Source organism: Alkalihalophilus marmarensis DSM 21297, from assembly GCF_000474275.2.
In the GTDB taxonomy this organism is placed as follows: domain Bacteria; phylum Bacillota; class Bacilli; order Bacillales; family Bacillaceae_D; genus Alkalihalophilus; species Alkalihalophilus marmarensis.
On the sequence record NZ_ATAE01000067.1, the window covers coordinates 68551 to 81903 of the forward strand.

Annotated in this window: 16 protein-coding genes; 10 read left to right on the top strand and 6 right to left on the bottom strand. The window is 39.3% G+C overall.

Features of this window, described 5'->3' with window-relative positions:
• Position 1 precedes the first annotated feature (1 nt).
• Entirely contained in the window at positions 2-1156 is a 1155-nt protein-coding gene (locus A33I_RS19070; protein ID WP_022629911.1) for an LL-diaminopimelate aminotransferase, read from the bottom strand.
• 126 nt (positions 1157-1282) lie between these two features.
• Positions 1283-1504 (bottom strand): hypothetical protein, encoded by a 222-nt coding sequence (locus tag A33I_RS19075; RefSeq protein ID WP_022629912.1) that lies wholly within the window; start codon positions 1502-1504, stop codon positions 1283-1285.
• Between the two features lie 121 nt (positions 1505-1625).
• On the opposite strand from A33I_RS19075, the gene fabL reads away from it, so the two are divergent.
• The 4 genes from fabL (at position 1626) to A33I_RS19095 (ending at position 5317) form a co-directional block, all read left to right on the top strand.
• Entirely contained in the window at positions 1626-2375 is a 750-nt protein-coding gene (gene fabL, locus A33I_RS19080) for an enoyl-[acyl-carrier-protein] reductase FabL (protein WP_022629913.1), read from the top strand.
• A gap of 60 nt (positions 2376-2435) precedes the next feature.
• Positions 2436-2657 carry a gamma-type small acid-soluble spore protein gene (locus A33I_RS19085; RefSeq protein ID WP_022629914.1) on the top strand — a complete coding sequence of 74 codons (222 nt, stop codon included), beginning with the start codon at positions 2436-2438 and terminating at the stop codon, positions 2655-2657.
• A gap of 308 nt (positions 2658-2965) precedes the next feature.
• Positions 2966-3493 carry a nucleoside tri-diphosphate phosphatase gene (gene ntdP / locus A33I_RS19090; protein WP_012957594.1) on the top strand — a complete coding sequence of 176 codons (528 nt, stop codon included), beginning with the start codon at positions 2966-2968 and terminating at the stop codon, positions 3491-3493.
• 78 nt (positions 3494-3571) lie between these two features.
• Positions 3572-5317: an ABC transporter ATP-binding protein gene (locus tag A33I_RS19095; RefSeq protein ID WP_022629915.1), complete on the top strand. Its 1746-nt coding sequence runs from the start codon at positions 3572-3574 to the stop codon at positions 5315-5317.
• 51 nt (positions 5318-5368) lie between these two features.
• Here the strand turns inward: A33I_RS19095 and A33I_RS19100 are convergent, their stop codons facing one another.
• The 3 genes from A33I_RS19100 to A33I_RS20410 form a co-directional block, all read right to left on the bottom strand.
• Entirely contained in the window at positions 5369-6454 is a 1086-nt protein-coding gene (locus A33I_RS19100) for an FUSC family protein (protein WP_022629916.1), read from the bottom strand.
• Positions 6455-6914: 460 nt separating this feature from the next.
• Positions 6915-8213, bottom strand: a complete 1299-nt coding sequence (locus tag A33I_RS19105; protein ID WP_022629917.1) for a glutamate-1-semialdehyde 2,1-aminomutase — start codon at positions 8211-8213, stop codon at positions 6915-6917.
• 191 nt (positions 8214-8404) lie between these two features.
• Complete coding sequence (locus A33I_RS20410) at positions 8405-8560, bottom strand: sporulation histidine kinase inhibitor Sda (RefSeq protein WP_022629918.1); 156 nt, start codon at positions 8558-8560, stop codon at positions 8405-8407.
• 206 nt (positions 8561-8766) lie between these two features.
• Here A33I_RS20410 and A33I_RS19110 point away from each other — a divergent pair, with 206 nt between their 5' ends.
• From A33I_RS19110 to perR, 5 genes are all read left to right on the top strand, one after another.
• Positions 8767-9192 carry a potassium channel family protein gene (locus tag A33I_RS19110; protein ID WP_012957599.1) on the top strand — a complete coding sequence of 142 codons (426 nt, stop codon included), beginning with the start codon at positions 8767-8769 and terminating at the stop codon, positions 9190-9192.
• Positions 9193-9257: 65 nt separating this feature from the next.
• Complete coding sequence (bcp, locus tag A33I_RS19115; protein WP_022629920.1) at positions 9258-9731, top strand: thioredoxin-dependent thiol peroxidase; 474 nt, start codon at positions 9258-9260, stop codon at positions 9729-9731.
• 67 nt (positions 9732-9798) lie between these two features.
• Positions 9799-10752, top strand: coding sequence for a D-2-hydroxyacid dehydrogenase (locus A33I_RS19120; protein ID WP_022629921.1), 954 nt, complete (start codon positions 9799-9801; stop codon positions 10750-10752).
• An 18-nt stretch (positions 10753-10770) separates the two neighbouring features.
• On the top strand, positions 10771-11058 hold the full coding sequence (locus tag A33I_RS19125; RefSeq protein ID WP_012957602.1) for a cyclic-di-AMP receptor: 288 nt from the start codon (positions 10771-10773) through the stop codon (positions 11056-11058).
• 118 nt (positions 11059-11176) lie between these two features.
• Positions 11177-11614 (top strand): peroxide-responsive transcriptional repressor PerR, encoded by a 438-nt coding sequence (gene perR / locus A33I_RS19130; RefSeq protein ID WP_012957603.1) that lies wholly within the window; start codon positions 11177-11179, stop codon positions 11612-11614.
• A 68-nt stretch (positions 11615-11682) separates the two neighbouring features.
• On the opposite strand, the gene A33I_RS19135 is transcribed toward perR, so the two are convergent.
• Positions 11683-12039, bottom strand: coding sequence for a YgzB family protein (locus tag A33I_RS19135; protein WP_012957604.1), 357 nt, complete (start codon positions 12037-12039; stop codon positions 11683-11685).
• A 205-nt stretch (positions 12040-12244) separates the two neighbouring features.
• Between A33I_RS19135 and A33I_RS19140 the strand changes: the two genes are divergently transcribed.
• A complete protein-coding gene (locus A33I_RS19140) occupies positions 12245-13114 on the top strand; it encodes a nucleotidyltransferase-like protein (protein ID WP_022629922.1) in 870 nt (289 codons plus the stop codon).
• Positions 13115-13353: the final 239 nt, after the last annotated feature.

Below are 13353 nucleotides of genomic sequence, written 5' to 3' on the forward strand. Positions count from 1 at the left end.
CTTAGTCAAATAGTGGTTTTAATCTTGTCGCTGCTTCCTTTAAACGTTTTTCGTTTTGAACAAGAGCAATCCGGACAAAGCCTTCTCCTTCACTGCCAAAGGCCATACCAGGTGTAACGACGACACCAAGGTCAAGAGCAGCCAATGTAAATGACATTGAGGTATAAGCCTGAGGAATCTTTGCCCATAAAAACATCCCGCCGCCTGGATAGCGAACTTCCCAGCCGATTTCGCTCAACGCGCTGACTAGTGTGTCACGCCGTTTTTTATAAAGCAGGCGCTGGTCTTCCAAAAATGTTCCTGAGTTCGTTAAAGCTTTTGTTGCAGCATGCTGAATTGGTTTGAAAACCCCGTAATCAATATGAGATTTAATGATGGCAAGCGGCTTCAATAGTTCAGGGTTACCAAGGGCATAGCCGATTCTAGCCCCAGCAAAGTTGAAACTTTTTGACATTGAATTAAATTCGATCGCAACCTCGTCTGCACCATCAATGGATAAGATGCTTAAAGGCGTTTGGTTATCATACATTAGCTCAGAATAGGCAAAGTCATGTACAACAAGGATGCGATGTTCTTTTGCGTAGGCGATAACCTGTTCCAAATAATCTTTTGAAGCGGTAGCTGCCGTTGGGTTGCTCGGATAACTCAAAATAAGAATTTTAGCCTTATCAGCTACATCGTGTGGCAAGGAACGAAAGTCAAATTGGTAACTGTTCTCTTCATTTAACGGATAAGGGTGCAATGTGGCCCCTGCAATTTCTGCGCTTGCTGCATATATGGGATACCCTGGGTTTGGGACAAGTAAGATATCATCTTCATCCATATAAGACATAGCTAGATGAGCAAGCCCGTCTTGAGAGCCCATTAACTGCAGGATGTGATCTTCGTTTAAGGAGACACCGTAACGTTCCGCGTAGAAACGGCACACTGCTTCTCTAAACGTCAATTCGCTTGTAATCGCATATCCGTAGTCCGAGTCATTTGAAACGGCTTTGATTAATTCTTCTTTCAAAAAAGCAGGAGGAGGGAGGTCTGGGCTGCCAATACTTAAATCAATAAGAGTGGCCCCTGCGGCTTCTTTCTCCTGTTTTCGTAAGGATAGTTCTGTAAATACGCTAGTTGTTAAGTGATCTAATTTCTTTGATGGTGAAAACATATGTAACTCTCCTCAATCAACCTATAGTTAAATAAATAAAATAAAATATTCTTCTATATTATTTTAGCTGAATAATCTGAAAAAACCTAGTCTCACACAAGAAAAAAAGATAAGCCGCAGCTTATCTTAGTCATAATGTACTTCTGTTCCTTGCGTCCATGTTGCTTCTTGTTTAAGACCGCCTCTTGCTTCAATTTCTTTAATGATTTCCCTGTGGATGGTCGTACCTTCACTATTTAGGTAGGGGGTCATCTGTTGGAGACCATGATGAAAAAAGGCAAGTTCTTTATCCGTCCATTCTTTTTTGCTTATCATGGTAAGTTCCGTCATATCTCGTCCGACATACATCTAGCTCAGCTCCTTTAATCTATGGTCTTCTAGGTAGAAGAAGTTTTCCTTAGTGTTTCTGTTCGTCATGAACTCTATGCGATATAATGTAAAAAGACTAATAATGATGGAGGATATACATATGGAACAAAAAGTGGCATTAGTAACAGGAAGCAGCCGAGGGATCGGCAAACGAATTGCTCTACGATTAGCTGAGCAGGGATATGACTTGGTGATTAATTATGCAAGAAGTAAACAAGCAGCCCTAGATACAGCGGCTGAAATTGAAGCTCTAGGAAGAAAGGCATTTGTAGTTAAAGCGAATGTAGGAAAGCCTGAGAAGATTAAAGAAATGTTTGAGAAGATTGATGAAGAATACGGCCGATTAGATATCCTTGTAAATAATGCCGCATCCGGCGTGCTTCGTCCTTTAATGGAGCTTGAAGAAAGTCATTGGGATTGGACAATGGATATTAACAGTAAAGCATTATTGTTTTGTGCACAGGAAGCTGCTAAGCGAATGGAGAAAACGGGCGGTGGTAGAATTGTCAGCTTAAGCTCTCTAGGGTCGATTCGTTACTTAAAGAACTATACGACTGTAGGGGTATCAAAAGCAGCAGTTGAAGCATTAACGCGTTATCTTGCTGTAGAGCTTGCTGAGATGGGAATCGCAGTCAATGCCGTGTCTGGCGGAGCTGTTGATACAGATGCGTTAACTCATTTTCCAAACCGTGAAGAATTATTAGAAGATGCAGCGAAACGCACCCCGGCAGGAAGAATTGTGGAGGCAGAAGACTTAGCGGATACGGTAATGTTTTTATTATCTGATCAAGCAAAAATGATTCGCGGACAGACGATTATTGTTGATGGCGGGATTTCATTATTAACTTAATTTTTTTTGAATAAAATGATTCACCTCTGTACATATTAACTTTTGTGGAGGTGATATCACATGAACAACCAACAACAAAACCAACAGCAACAAGCGTCTAAAACAAACGCTCAAAAGGTACAAAAACAAAACGCCGCTTCTGCTCAAGGAAACAGCTACAACACTGAGTTTGCTAGCGAAACGAACGCTCAAGAAGTTCGTCAACAAAACGCTCAATCAGAAGCTCACAAAAACCAAGCTTCTACAAACTACAAGCAACAACAAAACCAACAAAATCGTTAATCAAACGATGAGAAAAGCACTCACAGACAATACGTCTTGTGGGTGCTTTTTTATATTTTTTACATAAAATAAATGAAAAATGTTTGAGTCAATGGCCAATTTTATTCGTTACAGGCGCTTACCGTTTCAAAAAGATGGGGAACACTGTATAATAGAAGAGAATGAAAGTAAAGTTGACGAAATTGGAATGGCGATAAGCAGTTTGTAGGGTAGAATGTAGAAGTGTATGGTGTGGCTAACAATGTACAAGCGTAAAAGAGACTACTCTACTTACAGACGTCCAAACTTCTAGTGGAAAGGAGACGTTTATGAATTTTCCCAAAGTAGGCAGTACTATTCAGATCCAGAGTTATAAACACAATGGATCCATTCATCGGATTTGGGAAGAATCAATAGTGCTTAAAGGGACGTCAAAGGTTGTAATCGGAGGTAATGATCGAATTCTTGTGAGAGAATCAGATGGACGTAACTGGAGAACACGTGAGCCAGCGATCTGTTATTTTGATTCTGAGCAATGGTTTAATACGATCGGTATGATTCGAGCAGATGGAATTTACTATTACTGTAATCTAGGCACCCCGTTTACATGGGATGAAGAAGCAGTAAAATACATTGACTATGACCTTGATATTAAAGTGTATCCAGATATGACCTTTAAGCTCTTAGATGAAGATGAATACGAACTGCATAGTAAATTAATGAATTATCCGCCTGAGATTGATGATATTCTAAAACGTAGTGTCGATGAATTGATTTCATGGATTCATCAACGCAAGGGTCCATTTGCCCCGCAATTTGTAGAGAGCTGGTATGAGCGCTTTCTGCAATATAGATAAAAATACTAGACACTGAAGGAAAGCCTGGTTACCAGGCTTTCTTTTCCGTCATACTACTAAAAAAGGGGGTGGGCATAATTGAATAGTATGAAACGTTATATGGTCTTTGTTAAGCCGTACTGGAAGCAAATTTTTTGGACAATCGTGATCGGTGTATTAAAATTTGGGATTCCTTTATTGCTTCCGCTCGTTATGATGTATGTCATTGATGATATTATTTTGGTTGAAGGAATGCCGCAAGATGAGAAGCTTTCAACGCTGTTCTGGATTATGGGAGGATTGTTCTTTATTTTCCTTGTCCTCAGACCTCCAATTGAATACTTAAGGCAATATTATGCACAGTGGATAGGCAGTAAGGTGCTGTATGATATACGTGATCAATTATTTACCCATATCCAAAAATTAAGTCTTAGATTTTATTCGAATCGAAAAGTAGGAGAAATCATTTCTCGTGTGATACATGACGTTGAACAGACGAAGAACTTTGTTATTACTGGTTTAATGAATATTTGGCTTGATCTATTTACGATTATTATTGCCATTATAATTATGTTAAATATTAATGTGTGGCTCACGCTGGTAGCCATTTCTATGTTTCCATTATACGGCTTTTCAGTGAAGTTTTTCTATGCAAGATTAAGGCATCTAACGAGAGTGCGTTCACAAGCTTTAGCAGAAGTGCAGGGACATTTGCATGAACGTGTTCAGGGGATGAATGTCATTAGGAGCTTTGCACTTGAGGAGCATGAACAGCACCAGTTTGCAAAGCGTAATAATCATTTCTTAGACCGTGCCCTAGACCATACACGCTGGAACGCTAAAACGTTTGCGGTGGTAAATACAATTACAGACTTAGCTCCGCTGTTAGTTATTTTAGTCTCAGGTTACTTTGTCATCACAGGAAATCTAGAGATTGGGGCAATGACGGCCTTTGTTTTATATATGGAGCGCTTATATGGTCCGCTGCGCCGGCTTGTTAACTCATCTACAACCTTAACGCAGGCTATTGCTTCAATGGACCGTGTATTTGAGTTTATCGATGAAAAGTATGATATTGAAGACTCTTTAGATGCCCAACCGCTCGACTCCGCACGTGGACGAGTTCAGTTTGAGGATGTTTCGTTCTATTATGATAATGAAGAGAAGCCGGTCTTAAAAAACGTATCCCTGGATATAAAAGAGGGAGAAACGGTCGCATTTGTAGGGATGAGCGGAGGCGGAAAAAGTACGCTTATCAGTCTAATTCCAAGGTTTTATGATGTGTCGAGCGGACGGATCACGCTTGATGGAGTAGATATTAGACATTTTCAAGTGCGCATGCTCAGAGATAAAATTGGAATGGTGCTTCAAGATAATATTTTGTTCAGTGATTCCGTCAAAATGAATATCTTAATGGGAAATCCAGAAGCGACTGATGAAGAAGTGATTGCTGCAGCAAAAGCAGCGAATGCGCATGACTTTATCATGAACTTGCCGAATGGATATGACACCGAAGTCGGTGAGCGAGGTGTAAAGCTGTCTGGAGGTCAAAAACAGCGTGTGGCGATTGCACGTGTCTTTTTGAAAAATCCGCCTATTTTAATTTTTGATGAGGCGACATCTGCTCTAGATTTAGAAAGTGAACACTACATTCAAGAAGCGCTTGAAAAATTAGCAAGAAATCGAACGACCTTTATTGTTGCACACCGTCTGTCAACGATTACTCATGCCGACCGGATTGTATTAATTGAAAACGGCGAGATTGTTGAGAGCGGCACCCATGAAGAATTAATGAAAAAAGCAGGGCATTATCAGAAACTGTTTGATGTCCAGCAATTATCATAATAAAAGACGTCCATCACTTAGGATTAAGTGTAATGGACGTCTTTTGTTTAATTATTCTTCTTCTTGCTCTTGCACGGTTACTTTATTTTCTTTTTTATGATAACAGAAAAAGCTGTCTACTAGGTGATCTAAGTGTTCAAGCTGCTCTTGATATTCTACTATCTGCGAGACGGCTGGCAGAATATGCAGCCACTGCGTTCGAACAGTATCCGGATCATCGTATAAATTAATGTACAGATCCGTTAAAGCGGCTTTCCCATCAATAATCTCCTGTACCGTCTCATCAGCAGGAAGTGATTGAACTTTTCCTACATATCGTAAGAGGATACGATCATGGTACTGGGTTAAGCGATTTAATTGCATCTCGATTTCTTTTTGGACTTCACAAGGCAGCTGGTGCAGTTCCTCTGATCGCCGTTCAAGATTCTTCAAGACAATAAATGACTTTTTCGTTGTGATCAGCATTTGGCGGAATAACACAATCTTTCGTGCTTTTCCGTATTTATTTTTCAGAAAATAATTTCTTTCTTCTTTATAAAGGAGATACAAATTATCTAATTTAACCATTTGTTCATCAAGTCTTGAGATATCACGTTTTAACATTCTTGGGTCAGCATCTTTCCGCAAGAAAAGCATCGTCCATTGAATAATATCTTCTGTTGCCTTTAGCATTTTATGATACAGCTTTGTTTCGTATCGGGGCGGGATAAATAACAGGTTAACTAAAAAGGCAGCAAACACCCCAATAATAATCAACATAAATCGGCCTGTAGCAAATTCGATAAAATTATCAGCTGGACTTTCCATAACGATGATAATGGTAACAATCGCTAAAGGAATCGTTGTAGGCTCAAGCTTCACTTTAAGAATAATGGCAATGGCTAAAATAACAACCAACCCGACAACAAACGGTTCATGACCAAATGTCATCACGAAAATAACTCCAAGGACCGCACCGATCACATTCGCTTGAACTTGTTCTAAGATCGTTTGGAATGTGCGGTAGATAGATGGCTGGATCGCAAATGCGGCAGCAAGTGCTGCAAACATTGGCGGTTCAAGACCAACCCATATCGCAAAATATAAAGATACAATAATGGCAAGACCCGTCTTAAATATACGAGCTCCAAGTTTCATGGTAACTAAATGTCCTTTCTGCTCATCGTTTTTTTTTACTAGTCTTTAAAAAGAAGTAACGATAGCATCCATTAATAAAATCATACCGAACGTACTATACAACGACCACTGAAAAGAATCAACCACTTTTTATAAAAACAAAAATTGTAAGCGTTTATTTTTTTTGTCTGTTTGTTTAACCATACCCTCTTTTAGTGTATTAAAAAAAGCGCCGGTTTAAACCAGCGCTTTTTTCGTATGATGGTTAATTGAACCTAAGTGACGCAATCAACCGATGAAGTGATACATTTATTCTAATGAATGACGCATAACAAGATTGAATGGACGCAATAAGACTAGAGAGACGCAATTAGGCCGGTAAACAACGCAATCAACAAGTAGATAAGCGCAATTTACTAATCAACCGGCGCATAAATCTCTCTAAATCACGCAATTACCAATCGGCGGTCTATCACCTTCGTTAGATCTTCTCAGCGACACATTTAAATGCATGGTCAACAGCTTCTAACGTCTTAGTGATATCCTCGTCTGTATGAGCGGTTGTTAAGAACCATGCTTCATATTTCGATGGGGCTAAGTTGATGCCTTGTTTTAGCATTTCTTTAAAGAAAATAGAGAATTGTTCTCCATTTGTTTTCTCAGCTTGGTCATAATTACGGATCACTTCAGTTGTAAAGTAGATCGTTAATGCTCCTTTTAAACGGTTCACCGTAATTTCCACTTCATGTTTAGAAGCAAGTTCAACAATCCCTTTTTCTAAAATGGCTCCCAAACGGTCTAATTCTTCATACACACCATCTTCTTTAAGGACTTCTAAACAAGCAATGCCTGCACTCATTGAAGCGGGGTTACCAGCCATAGTGCCTGCTTGATATGCTGGTCCAAGCGGTGCAACTTTTTCCATAATATCTACACGACCGCCGTAAGCTCCAATCGGAAGCCCTCCGCCGATAATTTTGCCTAATGCTGTCATATCCGGTTCCACGCCTAGATAATTTTGAGCGCCGCCGTACATGAAACGGAATGCTGTAATTACCTCGTCATAAATAACAAGTGCCCCGGCATCATGGGTTAGTGTATTAACTGCCTCAAGAAACCCTGGATCTGGTTCCACAATCCCGAAATTCCCGACAATCGGTTCAACAAGAACAGCAGCGATCTCATCGCCCCATTTCCGGAGTGCTTCCTTATAAGCTTCAATATCATTGAATGGGACAGTAATAACTTCTTTAGCGATATTTTTGGTTACACCTGCAGAGTCTGGTGTTCCTAGTGTAGATGGGCCAGAGCCTGCTGCTACTAGAACTAGATCTGAGTGACCGTGATAGCAGCCGGCAAATTTAATAATCTTATCTCGTCCTGTGTACGCACGGGCAACACGAATGGTTGTCATTACAGCTTCTGTACCAGAATTGACAAAGCGGACTTTTTCTAATGAAGGAATCGCTTCTTTTAACATTTTGGCAAATTTGTTTTCGAGCTTAGTCGGTGTACCGTATAAGACTCCGTTCTGGGCGGCCGTTGTAATTGCCTCCGTAATATGTGGATGAGCATGGCCTGTTATAATAGGACCGTATGCGGCTAAATAATCGATATATTGATTACCATCTACATCCCAAAAATAAGCACCTTTTGCACGTTCCATAAAAACAGGTGAGCCTCCGCCAACCCCTTTAAAAGCACGGGAAGGACTGTTCACACCGCCGACGATATGTTCTTGGGCCTCTTTATATAAGGCTTCTGAATTTGTAAAGTTCATCTAAATATTTCCTCCAAACACTCAAGTATCCTGCCTATTGAACTATAAATAATAGATTAAATCATATTCATTCAATACAGCAGTTAAATGTAGATCATGTATATAGATATTCAATCATAAGCTGGGACATAGGACAAGCTATAGGGAATGCTAAGCAGTATGTATAGGTGCTGCATAGAAGAAATTGAGGTTTATTCTTGTGGGTGTGTAGAAAGTTGCGATGCGAGATGTTGAAGATTGCGCTTGCATAACTCTTGAAATAATATATCGACGAAATCCTCTTCTAATCCAAACTCTTGGGCTCGGCAATAACTTAGAATCAACACTTCGTCTGATAATGAGTGCATAACTAAACGACCTCCTTTTTTACAATGAACGTCACTACATTCTAGGAGGTATAAAAGACAGGGTGTATGATGTGATTAAAACAAACAATCGTTCTCCTTTCATCATAATACAGTTAAATGATTAAGGCTAGTATTTATTTGAATACTCAGTCATATATTTAATAAGCAACATTACATTAGTGTTTTTCTGGTAAAGAGGTGGGCTGATGGACCATTGGCTGTTGTATTTTTGCATGTTTGTTGCAGCATTAGGTGTCATAATGAGCTTTTTGTTGCTGCTTAGGTATAAACCGATGCGAGGGCGGCACAAGGTCTCGCTAAGACATTTTGCAATGTTGGTAAATGTGTATGTGACGGTAATGCTGGCGTTTGCGTTAATGTATATGGTGCTTGAGTTACTCGGTATTCCTGTATTAGCAGAAGCAAATCGAAACGTGGGTGGAGAGTTGACTCATTTAGTTTTAGATGTGGTGTATTTTAGTGCGATCACACTTTTGTCCGTCGGATACGGTGATATTGTACCAATGGGAGTAGGTAGGATTTTAGCGATCATACAAGCTTTATTTGGTTATCTGCTGCCAGCAGCTTTTGTCGTCACAACTGTTATTCGTCTAGAAAATAAGGTAGAATAGTTGTAATAAACACGAAGAATCCGTATCCTAATTCATATCACTAGATCTAGAAAGGTTGTGGCAATATGGCTATTGAAATCGGACAAGTTGCGCCAAATTTTACATTAGAAGCAAGCAGCGGGGAGCAAGTCTCTTTAAGTCAATTCAGAGGAAAGAATGTTGTGCTGTATTTTTATCCAAAAGATATGACACCTGGATGCACAACTCAAGCATGTGATTTCCGTGACCGAGTTGAATCATTTGAATCGTTAGATACAGTGATTCTAGGAGTGAGTCCGGATCCTTTAGCAAGACATGAGAAGTTTATTGAAAAATATGATCTCCCATTTCTTTTATTAGCAGATGAGGATCATGCTGTGGCGGAGTTATTTGATGTGTGGAAATTAAAGAAAAACTTCGGCAAGGAATATATGGGGATTGAAAGATCCACCTTTGTGATTGATAAAGAAGGCAAAATCGTAAAAGAATGGCGTAAAGTACGTGTGAAAGACCACGTAGAAGAAGCGCTGACTTTCATTAAAGAAGAAGTAGAAGTGTAAAAATCATAAAGCATAAAAGCGAGGGGGGACTCTCGCTTTTTTTGGAATACAGGAGGTGGGGACTACTATGAAGATTGTCTCTTCAGCAAGGTTAAAAGATGAGGTTAAAGCACAGCTCGTAGCGGACTTTCCTCATATCGACTTTTCCTTTTGTTATGGCATGAAAGAAGTAGGAGAGGAAGTGCAGGACTGTGAGGTGCTGCTTACATACGGAGAAGATTTAACGGATGAACACATAAAAGAGGCCAAGCAGCTTAAATGGATTATGGTCCTTGCTGCAGGACTAGAGAAGATGCCGCATGAGGCTATTTGCAAACGTAATATCATCGTGACTAATGTCCGCGGAATTCATGCTGTTCCGATGGGGGAATATACTCTTAACATGATGCTGCAAATGGCTAAGAAGACAAAAACATTTATAAAAAATGAAGGGTCAGCAAACTGGGAGAGAAGCGTACCCGTCTTTGAGCTTAACGGATTAACTGTAGGAATCCTTGGGGCAGGGGCTATTGGACAAGAAGTCGCTAGATTATGTCAGGCTTTTGGGATGAGAACGCTTGGCATGAATAGTTCAGGTAATGATGCCTTGTTTATCGAACAAATGTATACAGAAGATACGGTAGATGCATTACTAAGACAGTCAGACTTTATTGTAAACGTTCTGCCTCTTACTAAGAAGACAGCTTCATTTATGGATGAAGAAAAGTTTGCTTCTATGAAAAAAGGAGCGTACTTTATTAACATAGGACGTGGGAAAACAGTTGATGAACACGCATTAATCCAAGCGTTAGATGCCGGTCAATTGGCTGGAGCTGGATTAGATGTGTTTGAAGAAGAACCATTAGATGCCAACCATCCTTTTTGGAAGCACGAAAACGTAACGATCACCCCTCATATCTCTGGGTTGTCCTCTAAATACCAAAGTAGAGCAATGGAAATCTTTAAAAAGAACTTAATTGGCTATCTAAATGGAAGGAACGAAACCCTCACAAATAGAATAGATCTAACTAAAGGGTATTAATAAAAGGGGGGGCAGGCCATGAAGCTTCTAATTTGTATCATTGATGATTTTTATGCGGATGAAGTGGAAAAGGAACTGCGAGATGAGGGGTATCGAATGACCGAGCTTGCTAGTTCAGGTGGCTTTTTAAAGAAGGGGAATACAACCTTTTTGTTTGGTGTAGAAGAAGAAGACCTTCCTAAGTTGAAAACGGCTTTAAAGGCCGCGTGTCTTACAGTAGAAGGAAAGAAAAAAAGAAAATCAAGTACAGCTCATCGGTACACGTCATTTTTAGTGAACGCTTCGCATGCTGTTCCTTTTTTATAATTGATAAAACGCATATAGGGGAGTCTGCCTAGAACATTGACTTATCCTGCCAAGATGTATTATACTAATTATAAATATTATAAAGTAAGAATGTTTGTTGAAAGTGAGGTGCATGACGATGTCTAATCATCGCTTGCAAGATGCAATTGATGCACTTAAAAGCACCCGTGTTCGTATGACGCCTCAACGTCATGCCATTTTAGAATTTCTATATGAAACGTCAATGCATCCAACTGCTGATGACATTTATAAAGCTTTGGAGGGCCGTTTCCCTAATATGAGTGTAGCAACAGTCTATAACAACCTGCGTGTGTTTAAAGAAGTAGGAATTGTAAAAGAGTTAACGTATGGAGACTCTTCAAGCCGCTTTGATTGTGTTACATCTGATCATTATCATGTCATTTGCCAAGATTGTGGTAAGATTGTTGATTTTCACTATCCTGGTCTTGATGAAGTGGAAACTCTTGCTGAGCATGTGACTGGATTTAAGGTGCATAGCCACCGTATGGAAATTTACGGAACGTGTACTGAGTGCACCAAAAAAGTACAGCATTAAATCTTTTATTATTTTACGCCTTAAGCACATTGCTTAAGGTTTTTTTGTGCATAAAAAAACGAAGCCGATCAGCTTCGTTTTGATTTATTATTATATGATTCATCGAACTCTTTTCCTTCTAGAGAAGGGTCTAGTGTAAGCGGCTCGCTGCAGTGCATACACGCATCCACGCGGCCCAGCATTTTTGTGGGTTTCTTACAGCTTGGACATACTACTTGAACAGACTTTGTAGAAAGCATGCCGATCCAGAAATAAACCACCGTACTTCCAATAATAAAAAGAAAGCCTATTAGCATTGCGATCGTCATGAGAATAGGAGAATCTCTAAAGAAAATTCCTATGTACATAACGAGAATACCGATAAATACAAGCGATAAAGCAAACGTTCGAATCTTATTTATTTTGTTTGTATATTTAATAGCCATATTCGTCCCTCCTAGATACGAGTATAGCATATAAGATAGGAACAACCTATGAATCAAGTAAGAATTTCACTACTTTGTGAAGGATTCCCCCATTAATTGTCGAATAGGGTATGCGAGGTTGATGTGAGAAGTTTTTATGAGAGGTTTTTCGAGAGAATTTGCGTAAGGTTTTGCGTAAGGTTTTGCTTAATGAGGAGGAATAGGAATGAATGTTTTACTGAGGCAGCTGTATCAAGATCGAGCAAGTGAGGATGATACGTTTGCAATATTAGTGATCCAAAAAGAGTTATCCCCGTTATCAATATTAGATGGCTTTGATGCCATTGTGTTAGTCATAAAAAATAATCCAGAAGTAGACTGGCATGTTAAACACTATCAAATGGATGATATGAAAGTAGCTCTGCATTCGTTAAGTCAAACAACAATGCACCATTCATTAATAGCAGGAACGCATCGCAGGTTAGTGGATTGGCTCTTTCATGGTAAAGTAGTATTTGATCGCAACGAATTCCTTAAAGGAGTAAAAGAAAGAATTGAAACCTTTCCTCCTGGTGATCGAATGAAGAAGATGACCATTCAATTTACAAAGATGCTAAGACGATTCGATGAGGGAAAGATTTTATTCTATAATGAACAACCTTTTGATGCGTTCAGTAACATGATGCATTCTCTTCATCACTTAGCAAGACTTGCAGTCATTAATCATGGGTATTATCCAGAGGTGACTGTGTGGGACCAAGTAAGAAAGATTGAACCTGAAACATACAAGCTCTATAGAGAACTTCTTAAGAGTGAGGAGTCGCTTGAACAAAGGATTGAATTATTAATCTTAGCAACTGAAATAGCTGTCCGTTCTAAAACAGAAATTGGTTCTGAGCATTTTCGTTCATTACTAGCAGATAGAGGAGACTCATTTACGATTGCTGAAATGATGGAGATACCAGAGGTGCAAGATTACCGGATCGACCTTGAATTGTTGGTCAATTTCTTAATAGAGAAAGAGTTTCTGGTAATAGATCATCATGAATCAAAAGCACAAGGAATCCACCATATTCGTTATAGATTAAATACTTAAAATAAAATTGATGAAAAGTGTTGACTTTGTTTTACGTGCGTGATAAATTATTACTTGTCGCTGACAACAACAGTTGTTACGCACGAAAAACATTTTAAAAAAAGTTGTTGACATTCAAATCACGATTTGATAAGATAATGAAGTCGCCAACAACGACAAACAAGTTCTTTGAAAACTGAACAAAAGCCAAGCGAAATAGAGATACATGATATCTCGTCAATTTTTAAAACAAGATGCTA